The sequence below is a fragment of the Mesorhizobium sp. USDA 3734 genome (genome assembly GCF_056279665.1).
Window position 1 is genome coordinate 641,816 of the sequence record NZ_JBWCCW010000001.1, and the last position, 21,991, is coordinate 663,806.

General features: G+C 63.4%; 25 protein-coding genes. 13 read left to right on the plus strand and 12 right to left on the minus strand.

The window, feature by feature from the left end:
- Positions 1-191 precede the first annotated feature (191 nt).
- From ACZ89F_RS03175 to ACZ89F_RS03185, 3 genes are all read left to right on the plus strand, one after another.
- Positions 192-1,133, plus strand: a complete 942-nt coding sequence (locus tag ACZ89F_RS03175) for a phosphoribosylaminoimidazolesuccinocarboxamide synthase (protein ID WP_476090359.1) — start codon at positions 192-194, stop codon at positions 1,131-1,133.
- Between the two features lie 106 nt (positions 1,134-1,239).
- Positions 1,240-1,635, plus strand: coding sequence for an acyl-CoA thioesterase (locus ACZ89F_RS03180; protein WP_476090360.1), 396 nt, complete (start codon positions 1,240-1,242; stop codon positions 1,633-1,635).
- A gap of 116 nt (positions 1,636-1,751) precedes the next feature.
- Entirely contained in the window at positions 1,752-1,955 is a 204-nt protein-coding gene (locus ACZ89F_RS03185) for a hypothetical protein (protein WP_476090361.1), read from the plus strand.
- 149 nt (positions 1,956-2,104) lie between these two features.
- On the opposite strand, the gene ACZ89F_RS03190 is transcribed toward ACZ89F_RS03185, so the two are convergent.
- Entirely contained in the window at positions 2,105-2,473 is a 369-nt protein-coding gene (locus ACZ89F_RS03190) for a winged helix-turn-helix transcriptional regulator (RefSeq protein ID WP_476090362.1), read from the minus strand.
- A gap of 103 nt (positions 2,474-2,576) precedes the next feature.
- Here ACZ89F_RS03190 and ACZ89F_RS03195 point away from each other — a divergent pair, with 103 nt between their 5' ends.
- On the plus strand, positions 2,577-3,182 hold the full coding sequence (locus tag ACZ89F_RS03195) for an NADPH-dependent FMN reductase (RefSeq protein WP_476090363.1): 606 nt from the start codon (positions 2,577-2,579) through the stop codon (positions 3,180-3,182).
- Between the two features lie 65 nt (positions 3,183-3,247).
- Here ACZ89F_RS03195 and ACZ89F_RS03200 read toward each other — a convergent pair whose 3' ends face one another.
- A complete protein-coding gene (locus tag ACZ89F_RS03200; protein ID WP_476090364.1) occupies positions 3,248-3,661 on the minus strand; it encodes a winged helix-turn-helix transcriptional regulator in 414 nt (137 codons plus the stop codon).
- 97 nt (positions 3,662-3,758) lie between these two features.
- On the opposite strand from ACZ89F_RS03200, the gene ACZ89F_RS03205 reads away from it, so the two are divergent.
- The 5 genes from ACZ89F_RS03205 (at position 3,759) to ACZ89F_RS03225 (ending at position 9,232) form a co-directional block, all read left to right on the plus strand.
- Positions 3,759-4,754, plus strand: coding sequence for a quinone oxidoreductase family protein (locus ACZ89F_RS03205; RefSeq protein WP_476090365.1), 996 nt, complete (start codon positions 3,759-3,761; stop codon positions 4,752-4,754).
- A 207-nt stretch (positions 4,755-4,961) separates the two neighbouring features.
- On the plus strand, positions 4,962-5,516 hold the full coding sequence (locus ACZ89F_RS03210) for a winged helix-turn-helix transcriptional regulator (RefSeq protein WP_476097202.1): 555 nt from the start codon (positions 4,962-4,964) through the stop codon (positions 5,514-5,516).
- On the plus strand, positions 5,513-6,616 hold the full coding sequence (locus ACZ89F_RS03215; protein ID WP_476090366.1) for an HlyD family secretion protein: 1,104 nt from the start codon (positions 5,513-5,515) through the stop codon (positions 6,614-6,616). The genes ACZ89F_RS03210 and ACZ89F_RS03215 overlap by 4 nt, the downstream gene beginning before the upstream one ends.
- A 7-nt stretch (positions 6,617-6,623) precedes the next feature.
- Positions 6,624-8,186 (plus strand): DHA2 family efflux MFS transporter permease subunit, encoded by a 1,563-nt coding sequence (locus ACZ89F_RS03220; RefSeq protein WP_476090367.1) that lies wholly within the window; start codon positions 6,624-6,626, stop codon positions 8,184-8,186.
- A 119-nt stretch (positions 8,187-8,305) separates the two neighbouring features.
- On the plus strand, positions 8,306-9,232 hold the full coding sequence (locus tag ACZ89F_RS03225) for a DMT family transporter (RefSeq protein ID WP_476090368.1): 927 nt from the start codon (positions 8,306-8,308) through the stop codon (positions 9,230-9,232).
- Between the two features lie 66 nt (positions 9,233-9,298).
- Here the strand turns inward: ACZ89F_RS03225 and ACZ89F_RS03230 are convergent, their stop codons facing one another.
- The gene (locus tag ACZ89F_RS03230) at positions 9,299-10,828 is read right to left on the minus strand and encodes a winged helix-turn-helix domain-containing tetratricopeptide repeat protein (protein ID WP_476090369.1); all 1,530 of its coding nucleotides are present in this window, start codon (positions 10,826-10,828) and stop codon (positions 9,299-9,301) included.
- A 122-nt stretch (positions 10,829-10,950) separates the two neighbouring features.
- Between ACZ89F_RS03230 and ACZ89F_RS03235 the strand changes: the two genes are divergently transcribed.
- Entirely contained in the window at positions 10,951-11,205 is a 255-nt protein-coding gene (locus ACZ89F_RS03235) for a DUF1127 domain-containing protein (protein WP_476090370.1), read from the plus strand.
- Between the two features lie 27 nt (positions 11,206-11,232).
- Here ACZ89F_RS03235 and ACZ89F_RS03240 read toward each other — a convergent pair whose 3' ends face one another.
- The 6 genes from ACZ89F_RS03240 to ACZ89F_RS03265 form a co-directional block, all read right to left on the minus strand.
- Entirely contained in the window at positions 11,233-12,543 is a 1,311-nt protein-coding gene (locus ACZ89F_RS03240; protein ID WP_476090371.1) for a hemolysin family protein, read from the minus strand.
- Between the two features lie 104 nt (positions 12,544-12,647).
- Positions 12,648-13,139 (minus strand): hypothetical protein, encoded by a 492-nt coding sequence (locus ACZ89F_RS03245; protein ID WP_476097470.1) that lies wholly within the window; start codon positions 13,137-13,139, stop codon positions 12,648-12,650.
- Positions 13,078-13,779, minus strand: a complete 702-nt coding sequence (locus tag ACZ89F_RS03250) for an LssY C-terminal domain-containing protein (RefSeq protein WP_476090372.1) — start codon at positions 13,777-13,779, stop codon at positions 13,078-13,080. The genes ACZ89F_RS03245 and ACZ89F_RS03250 overlap by 62 nt, the downstream gene beginning before the upstream one ends.
- Positions 13,780-13,854: 75 nt before the next feature.
- Positions 13,855-14,658, minus strand: coding sequence for an extensin-like domain-containing protein (locus tag ACZ89F_RS03255; RefSeq protein ID WP_476090373.1), 804 nt, complete (start codon positions 14,656-14,658; stop codon positions 13,855-13,857).
- A 115-nt stretch (positions 14,659-14,773) separates the two neighbouring features.
- Positions 14,774-15,877: an extensin-like domain-containing protein gene (locus tag ACZ89F_RS03260; RefSeq protein ID WP_476097203.1), complete on the minus strand. Its 1,104-nt coding sequence runs from the start codon at positions 15,875-15,877 to the stop codon at positions 14,774-14,776.
- A 186-nt stretch (positions 15,878-16,063) separates the two neighbouring features.
- The gene (locus ACZ89F_RS03265; protein ID WP_476090374.1) at positions 16,064-16,489 is read right to left on the minus strand and encodes a DUF3775 domain-containing protein; all 426 of its coding nucleotides are present in this window, start codon (positions 16,487-16,489) and stop codon (positions 16,064-16,066) included.
- Between the two features lie 143 nt (positions 16,490-16,632).
- Between ACZ89F_RS03265 and ACZ89F_RS03270 the strand changes: the two genes are divergently transcribed.
- Both ACZ89F_RS03270 and greA read left to right on the plus strand, forming a co-directional pair.
- Positions 16,633-17,169, plus strand: a complete 537-nt coding sequence (locus ACZ89F_RS03270; protein WP_476090375.1) for a tetratricopeptide repeat protein — start codon at positions 16,633-16,635, stop codon at positions 17,167-17,169.
- Positions 17,170-17,443: 274 nt separating this feature from the next.
- A complete protein-coding gene (greA, locus tag ACZ89F_RS03275; RefSeq protein WP_013530066.1) occupies positions 17,444-17,917 on the plus strand; it encodes a transcription elongation factor GreA in 474 nt (157 codons plus the stop codon).
- 253 nt (positions 17,918-18,170) lie between these two features.
- Here greA and waaC read toward each other — a convergent pair whose 3' ends face one another.
- The 3 genes from waaC to rfaD are packed head-to-tail and all read right to left on the minus strand — an operon-like array spanning position 18,171 to position 21,096.
- Positions 18,171-19,151: a lipopolysaccharide heptosyltransferase I gene (gene waaC / locus ACZ89F_RS03280; RefSeq protein WP_476090376.1), complete on the minus strand. Its 981-nt coding sequence runs from the start codon at positions 19,149-19,151 to the stop codon at positions 18,171-18,173.
- A complete protein-coding gene (gene waaF, locus ACZ89F_RS03285) occupies positions 19,148-20,155 on the minus strand; it encodes a lipopolysaccharide heptosyltransferase II (RefSeq protein ID WP_476090377.1) in 1,008 nt (335 codons plus the stop codon). The genes waaC and waaF overlap by 4 nt, the downstream gene beginning before the upstream one ends.
- Positions 20,128-21,096, minus strand: a complete 969-nt coding sequence (gene rfaD, locus ACZ89F_RS03290; RefSeq protein WP_476090378.1) for an ADP-glyceromanno-heptose 6-epimerase — start codon at positions 21,094-21,096, stop codon at positions 20,128-20,130. The genes waaF and rfaD overlap by 28 nt, the downstream gene beginning before the upstream one ends.
- Before the next feature lie 165 nt (positions 21,097-21,261).
- Between rfaD and ACZ89F_RS03295 the strand changes: the two genes are divergently transcribed.
- Positions 21,262-21,894 (plus strand): LysE family translocator, encoded by a 633-nt coding sequence (locus tag ACZ89F_RS03295; protein WP_476090379.1) that lies wholly within the window; start codon positions 21,262-21,264, stop codon positions 21,892-21,894.
- Positions 21,895-21,991 lie beyond the last annotated feature (97 nt).

Consider the following 21,991-nt stretch of genomic DNA (forward strand, 5'->3'; position numbering starts at 1 on the left):
GCTCCGGAAATCTGGCCGCAGCCTAGACGCCACGGGTTGACCGCGTCGCCGCGCCATCCGGCATCAGTTGTGAAAAAAGCGACCGTCGAACTGGCCGGGTTTGCGGGGATACCCGACAATCGCGCTTGATATGCACCGGCTTGACGGCCTATGCGATGGCATCGGCCAATCTGCGGAAGGCAGGAAATCACATGCGGACCCTTCCTGACGCGTTCATTCCCGAACTGCCGGGCCATTACAGTGGCAAGGTTCGCGAAAACTACGACCTTGCGGACGGCAGGCGCATCATCATCGCCACCGACCGCCTCAGTGCCTTCGACACCATCTTGACCTCGATCCCATACAAGGGAGAGATCCTCACCCAGACGGCGCGGTACTGGTTCGAGGAAACCGCCGACATCTGCCCGAACCATGTTCTCGAATACCCCGACCCGAACGTCGTCGTCGGCACAAGGCTCGATATCCTGCCGGTCGAGATCGTCGTGCGCGGCTATCTCGCCGGAACCACCAGCACCTCGATCCTGACCAGATACCGGCGCGGTGATCGGGACATGTATGGGATCCGCCTGCCGGACGGCCTGCGCGACAATGAAAAACTGGCGGAACCGATCATCACACCGACCAGCAAGGCTCTGCATGGTGGCCATGACGAGCCTTTGTCCAAAGCCGAGATCCTTGAACAGGGCCTGCTCACGCAGGTGCAGTGGGAGACCGTCTCAGGCTACGCCTTGCGGCTGTTCGCGCGTGGCCAGCAGCGCGCCGCCGAACGCGGCCTCATCCTTGCCGATACGAAATACGAATTCGGCACCGACAAGAACGGGACCATCATTCTTGCCGACGAAATCCATACGCCGGACAGCAGCCGGTACTGGATCGCGGCGAGTTACGAACAGGCGCTCGCGAGCGGCAGCCGGCCGGAGAGTTTTGACAAGGATTTCATCCGGTCGTGGGTCTCGGCGCGCTGCGATCCTTACAAGGATCCGATCCCTGAAATACCGAACGAAATCGTCGAACAGGCCTCGCGGGTCTACGCGCAGGCCTATGAGGCGATCACCGGCAAGGAATTTTCTCCCGACCTTTCCGGGGACAGCGTGCTCGATCGCATTCGCTCGAACCTCGAGCGTTACTTTTAGCAGTCAAGTGAGCTCCACCGAGGGGTACAGTCGGCACTGGCGCGTTGACCTGTCGGCGCCGTGACGATACGGGATCGAGGGCAACCGGTCTCGAAGGATTTTCCCCATGGTGCAGTACGCTGAAGGACGGCCGCTCGGCGATCTGACGCTGCGCACGCTGGCCATGCCTTCGGATGCCAATGCGGCCGGCGACATTTTTGGCGGCTGGGTGATGGCGCAGATGGATCTGGCCTGCGGCATCCGGGCCGCCGAGCGCGCCAAGGGCCGCGTGGTGACGGCTGCGGTGAAGGAGATGTCGTTTGCCAAGCCGATGAAGATCGGCGACACGCTGTGCATCTACACCCATGTCGAGCGCGTCGGCCGCACCTCGATGACTCTCAAGGTCGAAGCCTGGGCGCAGCGCTACCTCTCCGACCTGATGGAAAAGGTCACCCATGCCGATTTCGTCATGGTGGCGCTGGACGGCGACGGCAAGCCCAAGGCCGTTCCACCGGAGAGCTGACGAAGGCCCGTTTCTCCTACCCCAGGCAATTGTAACATCACCTGTGCAAGAGGCGCTTTTCGCGACATCCAATGGTTGCCTCCAGGCCCGATTGTGCGGGCGTCGGAGGGGAGACAATGCGTCAACATATGCTGAACGGCTGGCTTGTGGCAGCGCTGGTAGCAACCACCTGCCTGCTCGGCGTGACCGCTTATGCGGAGGTGAAGGAAGACATCTCGAAAATCACCTGCACGCATGACCACCAGGCCCCCGGCGGGCGGGCCGCGCGGTGCAATATCTGTACCGCGGTTCGATGCGACAACAGCACATCAGGAGCCTGAGCGGCAGCCGTCAGAGGACGGGGCACGAAGGCATTCCGCCAGCCGACACAGTACGCGCAATCGGGCAACGATCCGCGCGGCCGGGATAGAATCCGGATCAGCTCAAGCCGGAGTCGTGTGCGTGCGGCATCCCTTGCTGGCCAAGGGTTTCAGGTATGCATGCCATCGAATTTTTCGCGCGCCGCCTTGACGCGCGTGGTGTTCTTGCGCGCCCATTCGCCCAGCGCGCTGACCGGGATCAGCAACTCATGACCGAGTTCGGTCAGCTCATAGTCGACACGCGGCGGAATGGTCGGGAACACGGTGCGGGTGACGAAGCCGTCGCGCTCCAGCCCACGCAAGGTCGTGGTCAGCATCTTCTGCGAAATGCCACCGACGGCGGCACGCAATTCATTGAAGCGCAGCGGTCCATCGCCCAGCTTGCCGACGACCAGTACGGTCCATTTGTCGCCGACGCGCTGCAGGATTTCCGAGATGGCGCGGCAGTCCTCGGAGCGGTGCGGGTGCCTCAGTAACAAAAAGGTGCCTCCTTGCGTCTCGAGTTGGCAGTATCTCATATAGCGCCGGTATCCAAACGATACCAGCTTTACTTGCCCCGGAATCGCTTACTAGGAGAGTCCCATGTCAAAACCCAAGATCGCCATCATCATCGGATCGACACGCGCCGCGCGTTTCGCCGACGTGCCGACCCAATGGATCGCCAAGATCGCCAAGTCTCACGCCGATATCGACGTCGAAGTCGTCGACCTGCGCGACTTCCCGCTGCCGTTCTTCGACGAGGTCGCATCCTCCGCCTGGGTGCCGTCGACGAATGAAGTGGCACAGCGCTGGCAGAAGAAGGTCGCCGAATTCGACGGCTTCATCTTCACCGCCGCTGAATACAATCATGGCCCGACGGCTGTGCTGAAGAACGCCATCGACTACGCAGCCAATGAGTGGAACAAGAAGCCGGCCGGCTTTGTCGGCTATGGCAGCGTCGGTGGTTCCCGCGCCGTCGAACAGCTCCGCCTTCATGCGGTCGAATTGCAGATGGCGCCGGTCAAGTCGGCCGTCCATATCGCCTGGGGCGATTTCCTCGCCGTCCGTCAGGGCGAGAAGAAACTGGAAGATCTCGAGCATCTGAACCAGGCCGCCACGGCGCTGGTCAACGACGTCGCCTGGTGGGCCAAGGTGCTCAAGGCAGCGCGTCAGGCCGATGCCGTCGCCGAGGAAGTCAAGGCGGCCTGACCGCCGGTTCGAATTATCCTCCCAAGGATCAAGGATATGGGGTGGCGCTTGCGCCGCCCCTTTTTTCAATTCCGGGAAGCCATGGCGTCGTGTTGTGCCTGCCTTGGCTGGATGATGCAGTCGGCGAGGCGATCCATGTCGTTGAGTTCGTCGGCGTGATGCTGGCCCCACTGGCAGAGCGCCAGCAGGATCGGCTCGAGGCTGAGGCCGAGACCTGTTGCCGAATACTCGACGCGCGAAGGCACTTCGGCGAAGATTTCGCGGCCGACGAGACCGTGCTCTTCCATTTCGCGCAGTTGCTGGATCAGCACTTTCTGGGTGATGCCAGGCATCATCGCCTTAAGTGCCGACAGCCGCCGGGGGCCATCGAAGAGGTGGTAGAGGATGACCGCCTTCCAGCGCCCCGCGATCACTTTCAGCGCCCGTTCCGCCGGCAGCATCGGCAGCCTCTTGATGGGCATTCTCTTGGGATTGGGCATGGTCACCTCCTGGTCAGCAGGGGACAAATGAGTGTGTAGCCGAGGCTCCGCAGATAGTGGCAAACCGCTGCCGATACCAGAGCGATCGGAGTTTGCCATGAAAGCCATTCAACTCAGCCGCTTCGGCGGTCCCGACGTGCTGCAGGTGGTCGATCTGCCGACGCCGGTGCCGCAGGCTGGCGAGGCGCTGATCCGCGTCCATGCCGCCGGGATCAACTTCTTCGAAGTGCTGATGCGCGCTGACCGCTACGCGGTGACGCCGCAGCTCCCCATGATCCTGGGCGTCGAGGCAGCGGGCGTTGTCGAGGCTGTCGGGCAAGGCGTGGATGCACAATTGCTGGGGCGCCGCGTGGCCGCGCCGCTGTTCATGTCGCAACGTCCTCACAGCGGCTATGCGGAGCAGGTGACGATTTCAGCCGATCTCGCCGTGCCGCTGCCGGATGCGCTGCCGTTCGAGGATGCAACGGCGCTGATGGTGCAGGGGCTGACGGCCCTTCATCTGCTTCGGCAAAGCCCGCCGCGGGCCAAGTCGGTGCTGGTTCTAGCCGCCTCCGGCGGCGTGGGATCGTTGCTTGTCCAGCTGGCCAGACTGAAGGGCGCTCGCCAGGTGGTCGCGGCCGCCGGCGGCAAGGCCAAGCTCGATCTTTCCCTTTCGCGGGGAGCGGATGCCGCGGTCGATTACACCAACCCGGATTGGCCCGCCCGCGTCCGCGACGTCACGGACGGGAAGGGCGTCGACATCATCTACGACACAGTCGGCGGCGCGCTGACGGCTACGTCGCTGCAGGCTCTGGCGCCTGGCGGCGAACTGGTGTTCGCGGCGCTCGGCCGTTATGCGCTAGCGGCTTCCGATCTGGAGGCGATGATCGGCCGCAACCAGTCGCTGAGAGGTTTCGCGCTGCTGCCGCTGCTGCCCCCGGACGTGCTGAAGGCCAGCCTGTCCGAACTGTTCCAGTTGGCGGCGAGCGGCCGGCTGCAGGTCACGATCGGCGGCCGCTTCCCGCTCGATCAGGCCGGTGAAGCGCACCGCTTGCTGGAGGAGCGGCGCTCGACAGGCAAGGTGGTGCTGGTGCCAGGCGGGCTCCGCGACTGAAGGCATCCGGTGGGCGAAGCGATGCGGGCCGGCATCGGCGCCGGTCCACGCCGTTCAAGCCGCTGCTGCGGCCTTGCTCGGTTCGTCGAGCAGGTCGAGGCCGGGACCTTCCATACCGGTCTGCGTTCATGATCACGCCCGAGTGACTTGCATAATGAAATCGACCCGGCTATAGGTTACTTTCATTTTGAAAGAGACCCCTCGATCATGGTTGCAAAAACAAGCTTCGAAACACGCCCATGTCCGATCGCGCGCAGTCTTGATGATGTGGGCGAGTGGTGGAGCATCCTGCTTTTGCGGGACGCGTTCCAGGGCCTGACTCGGTTCGACCAGTTTCAAAAGAGCCTGGAGATTGCGCCCAACATCCTCACGCGACGGCTGAACAGCCTGGTCGAGCGCGGCCTGTTCGAAAAGCGCGTCTACTGCGAGCGGCCGATTCGCCATGAATATGTTCTGACCGCCAAGGCGCGCGATTTCCGCCCGGTTCTTCTTGCCCTGGTTGGCTGGGGCAACAGGCATCTGGCGCCCGAAGGCCCGAGCCTGGTGGTGGTGGACAAAGCCGATGGGCACTGGGCCGAGCCCGTGCTGGTCGACCGCCAGACCGGCAAGGAACTCGACAGCGAGGACTTCACCATGGCGACGGGACCCATGGCCACCGATCGCATGCGTCGGCGATATCGCTTCAGCAGTGAAGGCTCAGGCCTTCCGCTCGTGGACAACACAGTGATTGAGCATAGGTCGGACGAGGCGCGCGGCCAATGAACAAGGTTCTTTCCGCTGCCGAGTTGCAGCCATCGCAGCCGTCGACGGCCGAGGTTCCCATGCCCGTGAGGAAGCACCGCAAGCCGTGGCTGATGCTGGGAGCCTTGGTCGCGATGGGCGTCGCCGGTTGGTATGGCTTTCAGTGGTGGCAGGCCGGCCGTTTCCTCGTCTCGACCGACGATGCCTATGTCGGCGGCAACGTCACGCCGCTGGCGCCACGGGTCGCCGGGCATATCGACGAGATTCTCGTCGAGGACAACCAGCATGTCGCCGTGGATCAGCTCGTCATCCGCATCGACGACCGGCCGTTCAAGGCGGCGTTGGAACATGCGCAGGCTTCCGTTCAGCAGCAGCAATCGGCTCTCGACAATCTTCGCGCCCAGGTTTCGCTGCAGAATTCGCTGATCGAGCAGGCGCAGGCCGATCTCGAGGCCAAGAGCGCGGCTGCGGTTTTCACCGCCCAGGACGCGAAACGCTATGAGGTGCTGGCCAGCACCAGGGCCGGTTCGCAACAGGACGCCCAGAGAAGCTTTGCCGCCGACGGTCAGGCCAAGGCGTCGGTGACCGCCTCTCGGGCGGGGCTTGCCGCCGCCAAGCAACAGCTCGATGTGCTCAACACCCAGATTTCGGAAGCAACCGCCGCGGTTTCCGCCGCCAAGGCCGATCTCGACACGGCGCAGCTCGATCTCGGGTTCACGCAGATCCGTTCTCCCATCGACGGTATCATCGGCAACCGGCTGGCGCAGGTCGGCACCTATGTCTCGCCGGGCAGCTATCTCCTGACGATCGTTCCGGAGAGGGGGCTGTGGGTCGACGCCAATTTCAAGGAGGACCAGCTACGGCAGATGGCCGAGGGGCAGCCGGCGACGGTCAATACCGACATTGCACCCGACGAGCCGCTCAAGGGCCATGTCGCCAGCCTGGGGCCGGCGACGGGGGCGATCTTCAGCGTCATCCCGCCGCAAAATGCCACCGGCAATTTCACCAAGATCGTCCAGCGCGTCCCCGTCAGGATCACGATCGACGGCGACCAGGCCCAGAAAGTCGCGCTGAAGCCGGGTCTGTCGACTGTCGTGACGGTTGATACCGCGTCGCACTGAGGACGCCATGCCAGAGCGCGCCGCACAGCAATCCTTCTTCGCCAGCATCCTGCCGTTCATGGTGATGTGCGTGGGGATGTTCATCGCGCTTCTCGACATCCAAATCGTCGCGTCCTCGCTGCAGGACATAGGCGGCGGCCTGTCGGCCGCGCAGGATCAGATCGGCTGGGTGCAGACATCCTATCTGGTGGCGGAGATCATCGTCATCCCGCTGTCGGGCTGGCTCACCCGCGTCTTCTCGACTCGGTGGCTTTTCACCATCTCGGCGGCCGGCTTCACCCTGGCGAGCATGCTTTGCGGATTGGCGTGGAACATAGAAAGCATGATCGCTTTCCGTGCGCTGCAGGGATTGCTCGGGGCATCGATGATCCCCACGGTCTTCACCTCGTCGTTCCACTACTTCCAAGGCCCCAGGCGAGTCTACGCGGCCGCCGTGGTCGGTAGCATCGCTTCGATCGCGCCGACGCTCGGCCCGGTCATCGGCGGCTGGATCACCGATACGCTGAACTGGCATTGGTTGTTCTATGTCAACGTCATTCCTGGCACCATCATCACCATTCTCGTCGCCACCCTCGTCAAGATCGACGAACCAGATCCGTCCCTTTTGAGGGGGGCCGATTACATTGGCATCGTCTTGATGGCGGTCAGTCTCGGCACGCTGGAATATGTCCTCGAAGAGGGCTCGCGCTGGAACTGGTTCGACGATGCGACGATCCGCAATGGCGCCGTCGTGGCCGCGATTACAGGCGTTCTGTTCGTCATCCGCAGCCTGACCTATTCGCAGCCGGTCGTTGACTTTCGTGCCTTCGGCAACCGCAATTTCGCGATCGGCTGTTTTCTCTCGTTCGTGACCGGTGTCGGTATCTTCGCCACGATCTTCCTGACGCCGCTGTTCCTGGGCTACGTGCGTGGCTACGACGCCTTGCAGACCGGACTGGCGGTCTTTTCCACCGGTGTTGCTTCGATGGTCGGTGTCCCGGTCTACATTTTTCTCGCCAAGCGCTTCGATACGCGCTGGCTGATGATGTTCGGGCTGGCATCCTTCGGCGCGTCGATGTGGAGCTTCAGCGCCATCACCAGCGAATGGGGCGCCGCGCAGCTGCTTCTGCCTCAGATATTTCGCGGCTTCCCGCAGGTATTCGCCGTCGCTCCAAGCGTCAATCTCGGTCTCGGCAGCCTGCCGCCCGAGCGGCTGAAATATGCCAGCGGCCTGTTCAACACGATGCGCAATCTAGGCGGCGCGGTCGGCATCGCCATTTGCGGTGCGATCCTGAACGACCGCACCAACTTCCACTTCCTGACCATTGCCTCGCACCTGACGCCACAAAACGAGGCTGCGATGCGCCTCGTCGACACTGTCGCGCAGCGTTACGGGCAACTGCCCGGTGCTGTCGCCGACGGTCACACCGCCTCGCTGAAGCAGCTGTGGGCGCTGGCCTACCGCGAGGCGTCCACCATGGCCTACGCCGATGCGTTCCTGGTGATCATGGCCGCCTTCGTTGTCGCGACCGCACTCGTTCCTTTCCTGCGCAATGTCACACCGAAGGCACCGCCTCCGGACGCGCACTGAGGCGGGGCCAAGGGGACCTGCACGCCTGGGCCATCTCCCTCTGATTGGACCTCTACATCGATGGTCCTGCCATCTGGCCGCGCCGTCTTGCCCTGATATATCCGGCTGCAATCCGTCACATGAGTGAAGCCGTGAAGACATCCAGCCTGACCGGCGCCGTTTCCCCGATGATCCCGGTGCTCGTATGCGCGCTCGGGATCTTCCTGCTGTCCGGAATGGATGCGGCGATGAAGACCCTGGTTATTGCCGTGGGCGTCTACAACACGGTGCTGTGGCGCAGCATGGTCGCGACTGTCGTCGCGGGTGCGGCCTGGTCAGCCGGGACGCGCTCAAAACCAACCCTTGCGGTGCTGAGACTGCATGCGCTGCGTGCCGCAATTGTCGGCATCGTTCTGATATCCTTCTTCTGGGGGCTCGCCAGATTGCCGCTCGCGGAGGCGATCGGGCTCAGCTTCGTCGCGCCCTTGTTTGCACTCTTCCTTGCCGCGCTGCTGCTGGGCGAACGGATCCGGCGGCAGGCTGTCTGGGCATCTTTGGCCGGCATCGCCGGCGTCGCGATCATCATGGCCGGCCAGTTCGGGCAGGCAAGCTATTCCAGAGATGCCATGCTTGGCACTGCAGCGGTGCTCGTCTCGACGGTGTTCTACGGCTACAATCTGATCCTCGCCCGGCAACAGGCGCAGTTGGCCAAGCCGATCGAGATCATGCTGTTCCAGAACCTTTGCCTTGCAATCATCCTCGGCCTCGCAGCACCTTGGCTCGCCGTCGCCCTGCCGGCCGATCTTTGGCTTCCTTTGGCCGGGGTGACGGTGCTGTCGCTTGCCGGCCAATTCCTGATGAGCTGGTCCTACGCCCGCGCCGAAGCGCAATATCTGATCCCGACGGAATACTCGGCCTTCATCTGGGCGGTTGCGCTTGGCTGGTTCTTCTTCGGCGAGGAGGCGACCTGGACCACGCTGACCGGAGCATGCCTGATCGTCGCCGGCTGCCTGATCGCCGCGCGGGCAAATCCCAGACTTGCCGAGCCGATCGAGGCGGCGGTTTGAGGGAGCAAGTCATTCTGCCATGCAGACGTAGCGTTGCCACTGTGATGCCTGGCTCACGCCGGTGCGTCACTCCGGAAGACCGGCCTTGCGAAAACCGTCAACAAAATGCTCAAGCATGGCGGCGTCGCGGAATGGCTCCGTCGTGGCCCAGTGATGGGTTGTGAAATGCGGGTTGCCGACGAGGAACAGTTCGACCTCCGCGCGTGCCTCGTCGAGCCGGCCGAGTTGGGCCAGGCTTGCCGCCAGGAAGCGGCGTGAGCTTGTACGATAGGTCTCGTCCCGGCGCAGTGTCTCGATGGCGGCTTCGTAGTTACGCGCCGCATATTGCGCCTGGCCGAGCGTCAGATAGTACCAGCTTGCCGGAAACGGGTTCAGCCGGAACGCCTTGCTGATATGATCGAGGCCCTCTTCGACCCGCCCGGCCAGAACAGCGATGTCGGACAATGCCGCCCAGGTGTCGGCCTCGTTCGGGTCGAGCTCGATCGCCTTGGCGAACTCCGCATCCGCTTCAGTGAAACTGCGCTCATAGGCAAGCAGGTAAGCCAGTATCCAGCGACAGCCGGCATCGTTGGGATCGATCGCCACGGCCTTGCGCGCCAGTTCCAAGGCAACGCTGCGGGCAGCCTCAGTTGGTCCACCCCAATGCACCTGTCCCATCCAGTGGTTCATGGCAAGCCAGCGATAGGGCTCGGCGTATCTGGGATCGAGCGACACCGCGCGCGTGAGCATCAGATGCGCTTCCTGCGCCATCTGCGGCGAGTCGTCGATCAGCTTGCGCGCCCGCACGCAGAGGTCGTAGGCCTCGAGATTTCGGGGTCGGTTGCGCGGCGGCGATGCGCGCAGTCGGCCAAGCAACGCCTCCACGATCTTGGCCGTCACCTCGTCCTGAACGGCAAAGATATCCTCCAGGCCACGATCGAAGCGTTCCGCCCACAGATGATCGCCGCTCACCGCGTCGACCAGCTGTGCGTTGATGCGCACGCGCCCCGCAGCGCGTCTTGCGCTGCCTTCCAGCAGGTAGCGCACGCCAAGGTCCTCAGCGATCTCGCGCACGTCCGTCGCCTTTCCCTTGTAGGCAAAGGCCGAGTTGCGCGCGATGACGAACAGGCCGGAGATCCTGGACAAGTCGGTGATCAGGTCTTCGGTCAACCCATCGGCGAAGGAGTCCTGCTCGGGATCGTTGCTGACATTGACGAAGGGCAGCACAGCGATCGATGGTTTGCCGGGCAGCGGCAAAGGCTTTCGCTTCGCGCCGGCGAGCTGTTCGACGGCGCCTGCGAAGCGGTAGCCGACGCGCGGAACCGTGGATATCCATTCACCGCCTCCATCACTGCCATCCCCGGCTGGACCAAGCAGCTTGCGCAGCTGCGCGATCTGGACGGTGAGGTTGCCTTCCTCGACGGCCGTGCCAGGCCACGCCGCGTCCATCAACTCGGCCTTCCCGAGGATTTCGCCGGGCCGTCCGACAAGTGCTGCAAGCAGACTTAGCCCGCGATAGCCAACGGCAACGGGCACATCGTTCCGAAGCAGCGTTCCCGCATCCGGATCAAGCACGAACGGACCAAAGGCAAAGCGCGATCCCTGCATAGGGCGCATCTATAGCCGGTTTGGAAGTTTTGAGAACTATTTGGGAGGGCTTAATTACGGCGCTGTCCGTATCGCGCAGAATTCAACCTCATCGAGAGCCCCCGCGCCCTCAAAACCATATGGAGGTTGCTATGACCGATACCCTCACCTCTTCCTTGCATTGTGTAGCGCGGCCGGGAACGCCCGTGCGGCCGGCATCGCGCCGGCTCCTGACGACCCTGCGAAGCACCATCGCGACCTGGCGCGATCGGACCTGGCGCGAGCGGATACGCTTTCGCTGGCAACTCAGGCAAATGTCGAAGGACAATCCGCATTTGATCGACGATATCGGTCTGACGATACAGCAGGTCGAGGGAGAGATCGCCAAGCCCTTCTGGCAGGGATAGAGCGAATTCTGCACATCGCGTCGACGGTCAGCGCACCGCTTCGCGGTGAGCGCCGGGCAGGCGGGTGGCGATCAGCTTGTCGATGCGGCGGCCGTCAAGATCGACCACCTCGAAACGCCAGCCTTGCGCGTCGACGCATTCGCCGGTTGCCGGCAGATGGTGCATGTGTGCCAGCACGTAGCCAGCGACGGTCTCGTAGTCGCGGTTTTCCGGCAGGTCGATGCCGAGAATGTCGGCCATCTCGTCGGCCTGCATGTAGCCGGCGAGCAGCCATGAGCCGTCCTCGCGCTTGACGGCGTTTTCCTCATCGCCGGCGTCGGTGTCCGCCCGGAAGACGCCGGTGATGGCTTCCAAAATGTCGGCCGGGGTGACGATGCCTTCGAAATGGCCGTATTCGTCATGCACCAGCGCCATCGGCACGTCGGATTCCTTGAGCCTGGAGAGCACATCCAGCGCGTCGGCCTGGTCGTAGACGATGGGTGCGGCGCGCACATGCCTGCGCGGATCGAGCACGCGGCCGGCAAGCATTGCCGCCAGCACGTCGCGCGTCTGGACGACGCCGACCATGACATCGACGCCGCCGTCGCCGGCCGGCAGGCGCGAATGCTGGGTTTCCATCAAAAGCTTGCGGATGGCCGCCTCGTCGGATTGCAGATTGATCCAGTCGACCTCGGTGCGCGGCGTCATGACGGCGCGCACGGCGCGGTCGCCAAGCCGCATGACGCCGGCGATCATGCGCCGCTCGTCGGATTCGATGGTGCCGTGATGCTCGGCCTCGGCGACCAGCATCTTGATCTCCTCGTCGGTGACCTTCTCCTCGCTTTCGCCGCGCTGGCCGAGCAGCCACAATATGGCGCGGCCGGAGAAGTCGAGCAGGAAGACCAGCGGCGCCGAGACTGTGGCGAGGATGGTCATTGCCGGAGCGACCCTGGCGGCGACCCTTTCAGGATCACGCAGAGCGATCTGCTTGGGCACCAGCTCGCCGACGATCAGCGAGAAATAGGTGATGATGGCAACAACGATGCCGACGCCGAGCGGATCGGCGACGGTCTCACGGATGCCGGTGGAGGCCAGGAACTGCGCCAGCCGCTCGCCGAGCGTGGCGCCGGAAAAGGCGCCCGACAACACGCCGACCAGGGTGATGCCGATCTGCACCGAGGACAGGAACTTGCCGGGATTCGAGCCAAGATCAAGCGCGCGGCCGGCGCCATTGATGCCGCGGTCGATCATCGCTTTCAGCCGGGCCGGGCGCGACGAGACGATGGCGAGCTCGGACATCGACAAAAGGCCGTTCACGCAGATGAGGACGACCACGATAGCGATTTCGACGTATAGCATGAGCGGTCAATAGCATTGCCGCGCGGTCTTCGAAAATAGTCCGGCGTGTTTTTTGAGAAATGACCGGTATTTCGCTCACGCGGCATCGCGGGGTGAGGGAACCGTCAGGGATTTGGCATTGCTGTGAAGGGTCCGAAAAAGCCGACGACCAGCGACAGCTTTCCCTGCTCGGAGACGCGGCACATGTCCATGCTGTCGGCGCCTCGAAATCCGTTCTCGCCTCTCGGCACCCAGCCAAAACGCAGGAAATCATGATGGATATCGACCAAGGTCGTCCGTTCCAGCCAGAAGCCGGGACGGGCTTTCACGACCTGATCGATGTGGTGGAGCAGCGCCTCGGCTCCGGAGATATGCACCGTCGGATCGATATATGTGCCTTCCGGTTCGAATGAGGCGAACAACAGCCGGCGACGCTCTTCAGGCTCCGGGTCGAACCAGGCCCTGCAGTAGCTATTCACCACACTTTCCGCGTCGAACATCAGAACCTCCCTTTTGAAACCACCGGACTGTTTCAGCTTGCAAGGCCCGCGCGACCTACTGTTTGAGTACTCCGACAATCGCCTCGCCGTCGGTGAAATAAGGATCGCCGCCGCCATTGCGTCCGGTCCTGGTGGCGCCAATGCCCGCAATGTCGCTGGTCGAGATCAGCGTGCCGGCGGTCGCCAGATCGCGCATCAGGAAGTCGCGCTCGGCGTCGATGTCGGGGCCGATATGATGGGTGACGGCGCCGGTATCGTGGCTCAGCCCCACGCCGCGGTCGAAGCTGGCTGAGCCCAGCCACAGCGGCCGGCCGTCATCGCCGGTCGCACCGGTCTGCCAGAAGCGGACATGATGCCGGCGATCGGCGCTGCGGCCCTCCGGCTTTTCGAAGGCGAGATCCTGGGCGCGGCCGTCGAACAGCAGCCGGCTGACCGGCGCATCGGGATAGGGATGGTCGAACAGCACGCTCTCGCCGATCTCGATCGCGGTCTTCAGGGTCACGGCGTCGGCGGTGTCCCAGCCCGCGACGGCAAAGGCATGGACTACTTCCTTCTCGGTGCCGACCAGGCCGACATTGATCGGATCGCCCGGAATGCCTTGCGGTGTATGGGTGACCATCTCGAAGCGTTGGCTGCGAAAGCCGCGATCCCGGAATGTCCAGAATTCAGGCGCCGCGACATAGGCGAGCGCCAGCCAGGCGGCCAGCAAGGCCGCCACCCAGATCGTGACGCGTCGTCGAATGCTGCGCTGGCTCATGTGCTGCCGTTCGAACGTTCCGGCATCACTTTAGGCGGTGTAGTGGTACTCCGGCAAAGGGTAGCCGGCATCGATCTAACGGCAGGCGCGATAACCGCTCTTGCGGTTCTTGATGTCGAAATGGAAATGGTTGCGGTGGTCGTAATTGTAGCCGGGGCCGAGCACGGTGGTGAAGTACTGGCAGCCATCGGCGCGCACATTGTTGAGGAAGCCGCGGGTGCGGAAAGCGAACAGGCCGGGCTTGCGCACGTCGATGTCGTCGCCATTGTTGAGCTCGATGCTCATGACGTCGAGCGCGTTGCCCTTGCCATGCTCCGACAGCACGCCTTCGCCGGCGATGTTGCGGCAGGAGTAGCTGGAGCCCTGGTGGATGGTCTTGACGCCGGAGAAATAGCGCCAGCGGGCTGAGGGAACGAGTTCGTTCCTGGTCCAGCCGGCAAAGGTGGCGGCCATGTCGCAGGTCAGCGTCGCGGCGGGCTTCATCTGTATGTTACCGATGGCCGAGACCTTGACCGGATAATCGATGCCGCACTGGCCTTCATGGATCGGCTGGACATCGGTGTAGACGACCCCAAGGCGCTTCAACTCGCTGCGGCAGTCGGTCTCGCTGGCCGGCATCTGCTCGGGTTCGGACATCGGCTCGTCCATGCGCGGATAGGCGGCGGTCATGTAGGGATTGGACGGCACGAGCTTCTGCATGCCCTCATATTGCGGCACCGTAGCCGTCTGCGAGCCGACGTCGACGGCCGGCTGCAACGACAGCACGCTGCCGGTGTTGCAGGCGGAGACAGCAGCCAGCGTAAGCCCGGCGGCCACCATCGTTGCGCGTTTCGACTGGCGCGCGGTGGCGAGAAAGACGGCGCGAAATTTGCCGGCCATTGGCGGAGTCCTATTCCCAGATCTCCGGCATTTTAACGATCAAGGGTAAAGGAAAACTCAGCGCCCGCGTTCATGCCTGCGGCCGAATTGCGGCATGCGGTCTCGGCCAACCTGTTCACTGGCAGAACGTCCCGCCGTGCCGGCGCGGTTCCAGGTCGAGATGGAAATGCAGGGAATGATCGGCGTCGGCGCCTGGTCCGAGCACGGTCTTGAAGGGTCCGCACGCGGCCTTGCGCACAGCGTTGAGGAATTTGCCGTCCTTCTCGGGCGGCGCCGGGCCGACCTCGATCTTTTTGCCATCCGACAGTGTGAAGCTGGCGATGTCGAGCGCGTTGCCGAAGGCGTGCTCCGACAGTTTCCTGGTGCCGTGGCGGGGCCGGCAAACAAAGGCCGATGCCTGGCCGATCGATTTCAGGTCCGCGCCGAATTCGGCCTTCGCCGCCGGCTGGATCACATCGGCGGCAAAACGGGCCGCCGCCTCGGCCATCGGGCAGTTGAGTTCGGTGCCCGGGGCAATCGCGATCGATTTGCCGAGTGTCTTCAGCACGAGTGGATAGGGGATCGAACAGCCGATTTCGGGGTTGCTTTCCGCCTTGTGCTCCTCGAATTCCACGCCGAGCGTCTTCAGCCGCTCGCGGCAGGCGACTTCCTCGGCGGGCATCTTGCCATCGGGGAGATCGGCGGAGCGCGGATCGGGCAGCATCTTCTTGTCGCCTGCATCGGCCGGCTTTTGCGGCGGCTGCGGGGCAACGGCCGGCGGCTGAGCCTCGGGCTCAGCGATGTCAGGCTTTTGTGTCGGCGTCGGCACGATGGCTGGTGGCTCGGGCTCGCTTTCCTTATTGGCTGACGGCTCCGGGGCTGACGGCTCGGGGTGTACTTGCTTCTTCTGATGAGGTTTTTCTTCATTGAACCGGTCGGGCGCTCCGGCGGTCTTCGGACCTTCCGTCTTCTGCTCCTCGGTCTTTGCAGCGTCGGCCTTCGGAGCCACTGCGGGACGTGGCTCGGGCACCGGAATACCAGGCCCGGGCGCCGGGATACCAGGCTCTGGCGCCGGGATACCGGGTCCGGGCGCCGGGATGCCGGCCAGCGAGGGCTGCAAATCCTGCGCTTTCTGCCGTGTCTGGTCCGGTGTGACGTGCCGTTTGCCCCGTGGTTTCAGGCGCTTTCCACCCCGCGGTTTCAGGGGCTGGTCGGCTCGCGGTGTCAGAGGCTGCTCCATCCGTGGCGTCGATGGCTTGTGATGCCGATGGCGATGTCTGGCCTCGGCCGGCATGACCAGCAAGGCCGTGACGGCCATGAGCAATGCGATCTTGCATGTTCGGGAAAAGACAATCGACCCCATGGCCCTCAACGGCGCCGACGCAAGGAGGTTGCCTTGGCCGCATCACGAACGGTAACCGCGTCGTTACGCGCCAATCGCGTCCAACCCTTCCTCCAGCCAGTCGGCGAGCAGCGGCATGCCAAGCAGGTATTTTGCCGTGCGCTTGTTGGCGCGTTCGCGTGCCGCGGCAAGCGCGTCCACCCATTCGGCGGCATCGTAGTCGCCGCGACCGACCCAGGCCAGCGCGATCAGTTCGGCTGCTTCATCGACATTGAGGTCGTTGATCAGCTCGCGCAGCTCTTCTTCGGTAAGGTTCTCGGAGCTTTCCTCGGCAAGGCCGTCATGGTGATGGTTGACATGGGACTCGCCGTCGAGTTCGACCTCGTGCTCGGCGCCATCGGCATAGTCTTCGTTGACGGCGGCACTCAGCGCCTTGGCCTTGAGGATGAACAGGCGCACGGTGTCGGGGCCGATCGAAAGCTCCCAGTCCTTTTCAAGCCGCCGCTGCACGGGCCGTCTCCGTCAGGTCGTTTGCAGGATGATAGCGAATTTGCAGCGTCCGTCACCTGATGTTCTCCCGCTCGCATTTTTCCGGGATGAAACGGCTGGCGCTTGGCGTTAGTGTTGCATTCTCACCCCTCAAGGAGGCTTCGATGCATAAAAGAATGCTGATCCAGGCGGCGACTGCCCTTGTAGCGCTGCAGTTCCTTGCCGTTCCGGTGTTTGCCGCGGGCAGTGGCGGCGGCAGCGATCAGACCGTCACCCAGTGCAAAAAGGGCCAGGTCTGGGACAAGAAGAAGAAAAAGTGCGTCGCACCCCAGGAAGGCATGCTCGACGACGACAGCATCTATGATGCAGGCCACGCGCTGGCGATGGCCGGGCGTTATGACGAGGCGATCGCCGTGCTCAGCCTCGCCGCCAACAAGCAGGATCCGCGCATCCTCAACTATCTCGGCTATTCGCATCGCCATTCCGGCCGCGTCACCGTCGGCCTCGGCTATTACGAGGAAGCGCTGCGCATCGATCCCAACTATACGCTGGTGCGCGAATATCTCGGCGAAGCGCATCTGCAGATCGGCGATCTGGCCGGCGCCCGGCAGCAGTTGATGGAAATCGAGAAGCGGACCGGCAAGGGTTCGCGCGAATACGGGATGCTGGCCGAGCAGATCGACCATTTCATGAGGAGTTGAAAAGCCCCGAGGGCTCTTCGAAGCGGCCGCGAGCGATCGCGGCCGCTTTTTTGTTCCCCCTCGGTCTCATTAGCCGCCCCCCGATCGATGAAAGCGGGGATGATTTTTGCAAAACCGATTTTTGGGCGTGAAAAACCCGCGAAGATTGCTATATTCAGGGAAATTGCGGTGAAACGGTTCCGTTAGCCCGAGGCTGCCGGACCGTTTTCTTTTTGTACCCATCGACAAGGCTTTCCCCGAAACGCGGGGGTGGCAGCAGGAAAGGTCAGGCATCATGAACAAGGTCCCGATGACAGGCGAGGGGTTCGCGTCATTGAAGGAAGAGCTGCGCTGGCGCCAGCAGGAAGAGCGGCCGCGCATCATCGAGGCGATCTCCGAAGCGCGCTCGCATGGCGACCTGTCCGAAAATGCCGAGTATCATGCCGCCAAAGAGGCGCAGAGCCTCAACGAAGGCCGCGTCAACGAGCTTGAGGATTATATCGCGCGCGCCGAGGTGATCGATGTCAGCAAGCTCAGCGGCGACAAGATCAAGTTCGGTGCCACCGTGGTGCTGGTCGACGAGGACACCGAGGAAAAGAAGACCTACCGTATCGTCGGCGACCAGGAAGCGGACGTGAAGTCGGGCCGCATCTCGATCTCCTCGCCGATCGCGCGTGCGCTCATCGGCAAGGAAGTCGGCGACGCCATCGAGGTCAATGCGCCGGGCGGTGCCAGGGGGTATGAGATCGTCCAGGTGCAGTTCATCTAGGGAATTGAGGGCGCGCGGATCTGTGCTTTTCAAGCCAATGCCTGCGCTGCCCCTCATTGCCCTGCCGGGCATTTCTCCCCGTATAGTGACGGGGAGAAAGACGCTCTCATCAATGATTTCGCTAATTTTCAGCGTCGCAGAATAGGCGCTTACTCTGCATTCAGATCCCTTCTCCCTGTCATTATACGGGGAGAAGGTGCCGGCAGGCGGATGAGGGGCAGCTCCGGCCTTCCGATTGAATTGATTGGATAAATCAACCTCTACTAACGCTGGCCTGACTAAGCTCCAGCAACCTCTCTGCCTCGACTACCACCTCCGCCGGCATCACACTCTCCCCAGGCACTGCCAAGAGCGTCGATGCATAGGGCCCGCGCGGACCGGTGAGGCCGGGCTCGGTCGCCAGGAACACCGCGACCGTCGGCAGGCCGAAGGCGCTGGCGAGGTGGGTCAGCCCGGTGTCGGCGCCGATGACCAGCGTCGAGCGGCCGATGATGGCGGCGATTTCGGCAAGCGGCGATTTCGGCACCACGACCGTTGACGCAACGGCTTTCGCGATCGCTTCGGCCACGGTCTTCTCACGCTCATTTGACCAGGTGGTGACCGGCGTCATGCCCCGATCCACAACGAGGCGGGCGGTTTCGATCCAGTCGTGGACGGGCCATTTCTTGTCTTCGCGGCTGGTGCCGTGCAGCAGGAAGGCGGTTTTTCCAGAAATACCGGCCAGAGTGCCGGTGGGCGGCACGATGCCGGAGTCCAGCGTCGAAAGATCGGGCTGATAGCCGAGCGCCAGGCCGAACAGCCGCCGCGTCCGCTCGATGGCGTGCAGGTCGCGCGGCACGGCATAGGTGACGTCGTAGAACAGCGTCGCCGAGGGTTCGCGCGCGCTGGAGCGGTCGAAGCCGGCAACGGGTGCGCCCGCTTGTCTTGCCACCAGAGCCGATTTCAGCAGGCCTTGCGCATCGATGACCAGGTCGTAGCGGCAATCGCGCAAGATGCGGCGCAAGGCAGCCGCCTCGCGCCAGGTACCGCCGTCGAGCAGCGCCTTGCGCCAGCGCCGGATCGCTACCGTGTGGATCCTGTCGATCGCCGGGTGGAGCGCGACGATGCCGGCGAATGCCTCTTCCACGCACCAGTCGAAGGTCACATCGGGTCGACTAAGGCTGGCATCCTCGACGGCCGGAAAGGTGTGGATGACATCGCCCATCGAGGATGTCTTGACGATCAGCACCTTCATGCCGCGGCCGGGATTTCCAGCAGTCGGTCTGCTGCCGCCGCGACCTGGCCGACTTCAAGCGTCTTCAGGCAGTTGAGGTGGCCGAGCGGGCAGACCTTCTGGTGGCAGGGCGAGCAGGACAGGCCGAGCCAGACCAGTTCCCGACGCTCGGCCAGCGGCGGCGTGTTCTCAGGCGAGGTCGAGCCATAGACGGCAACGATCGGCGTGCCGACGGCGGCCGCGACATGCATCAGCCCGCTGTCGTTGGACACTGCCAGCCTTGCGGCCGATATCAGGTCGATGGCGTCCTCCAGCCGCGTCTGCCCGGCGAGGTCGACGACGCCAGGGGCAAGGGCCGCGATCTCCGCCGTCACGTCGCGGTCGTTCTTCGAACCGAACAGCGCGACCTTCAAACCTTTACGCATGAAATCGCGGGCAAGCCCGGCATAGCTTTCACTCGGCCAGCGCTTGGCCGGGCCGAATTCGGCGCCAGGCATCAGTGCCACGAATTTTTGCGGCGCCAGCCCGAAACGGTCGAGCAGGGCGACCTGGTTTTTCGTGTCCACGCTCAGCCGGGGCGCCCGGAAGCTGCCGCCCTGGGCGAGGCCGAAATAGGCCTGCGCGGTGCGTCGTTTGACGCTGTCGGGCAGCGGCACGATGTCGGTCAACAGGCCATAGCGCATCTCGCGCAGATTGCCGATACGGCGCGGAATGCGGGCAAAGAACGGGATCAGTGCCGATTTCCAGCTACCCGGCAGGATGTAGGCCATGTCGTAGCGGCCGCGCAGCAGGCGGCCGAAGCGGCGGCGATGGGTGAATTCGAGCGCGCCGGGTTTGAGCGGAAAGTCGATCTGCTGGCGGATTTCGGGCATGCGCTTGACCAGCGGCGCGGCCCAGGCCGGTGCCAGCACATCGATGGCGGCGTTGGGATGCAACTCCTTCAGCGCCGAAAACAGGCACTGCGCCATCACCATGTCGCCCACCCAGCGTGGGCCGATCACGAGGATCGTTGGGCTTTCAGCCATTCGACATAGTCTCTGACACCGGTTTCCACTGTCCGGAACTGGCCATTGTAACCGGCCGCGCGCAAACGGGACATATCAGCTTGCGTAAAGCTCTGGTAGCTGCCCTTGAGGTGGTCGGGGAAGGTGATGAACTCGATCTCACCCTTGCCCAGCGTGTCGATCACCGTTTCAGCGATGGCGCGGAAAGGCTGGGCGCGGCCGGTGCCGCAATTGAAGATACCGCTCGAACCACGCTTCCACAGCCACAGATTGACGTCGGCGACATCGCCGACATGGATGAAGTCGCGGCTTTGCTCGCCGGGCCCGAAGCCGTCATAGGCGCCGAACAGCTTCGGGTTCTCTCCCCGTTCGACCTGGTTGAACAGATGGAAGGCGACCGAGGCCATGGCGCCCTTGTGCGCTTCGCGCGGGCCATAGACGTTGAAGTAGCGCAGGCCCGCGACCTGCGAATGGTCGGTGTCGAAGACGGTGCGCCCGGCGAACACCGTTCGCCTGACATAGTCGTCGAACAGTTTTTTCGAATAGGCATAGACGTTGAGCGGCCGCTCGAGCGTGGAATCCTCGCGGAACTCCGAGCCGCCGCCATAGACGGAAGCCGAGGAGGCGTAGAGGAAGGGCACGCGCAGCGCCTGGCTTGCATGCAGCAGCCGCTTCGAGAAGGCGTAATTCACCTCCATCATGAATTTGCCGTTCCACTCGGTGGTGGTCGAGCAGGCACCCTGGTGGAAGACGGCCTCGATGCGGCCGAGCGAGCCGGCCTCCATGCGGGGCAGGAAATCATCCTTGTCGAGATAGTCGGCGACCTGCAAGTCGGCGAGATTGGCGATCTTGTGGCCGTCGGTGAGGTCGTCGACGACGAGGATGTCGTCATGCCCCTCGGCATTCAGCGCGGCGACGATGTTGGAGCCGATCATGCCGGCGCCGCCCGTGACGATGATCATGTGGTTGGCCCTGATACGCGTTTCACTTGCCGATTCCGGCCCTTATAAGGGAGGCAGGGTGGGCTGTCGATAAAGCAGGCAACGAAGCGGATGTCACAGTGGCGCCGCAAAGCTTCCGCTTCAGTCGGTTCGTGCCGCCCGGCATGATCGTGAGGGACAAAGAAAATGCCGTCGACTGAACTGCTGCTGGCGTTTTTCGCCACCACGGCGATCTTCGCCTACATTCCCGGCCCAGCCATGCTCTACGCCGCGGCGCAGACGATGGCGCGTGGCCGCTGGTCCGGCCTGACGGCGGCACTTGGCATTCATCTGGGCGGCTATGTGCATGTCTTCGCTGCTGCCGCCGGGCTGTCGGTGCTGTTTCACGCCGTGCCGACGCTCTACATGGCGGTCAAGCTGGTCGGCGCGCTCTACCTGATCTGGCTCGGCGTCTCGTTGTTCCGCAAGCGCGTGGACGGCGATACGGCGCTGCCCGCGATCGAGCGCAAATCTGCACGACGTGCCTTTTTCGAGAGCATCACCGTCGAGGTGCTCAATCCGAAGACGGCGATCTTCTTCATGGCATTCCTGCCGCAGTTCATCGATGCCTCGGCGGCGTTTCCGGTCTGGCTGCAATTCGTCGTGTTGGGCACAACAGTCAATTTGATGTTCTCTTCGGCCGATGTCGTCTGCGTGTTCCTGGCGGGCGCCGTGATCGGTCGTTTGCGGCGTTCGAGCCGCGCACAGCGGCTGATGCAGCGGGCCGGCGGCGCGGTGCTGGTTGGACTGGGTGTCCATGTCGCCTTGCAGAAGAGCTGACCGCCCGGGCCTTCGCGGTCACGCCCTGCCGTTGCACTGCATGGATTTGCGGTATATCGGCTTTCGCCATGAACGATCTGGGCCATGAACGATCCGG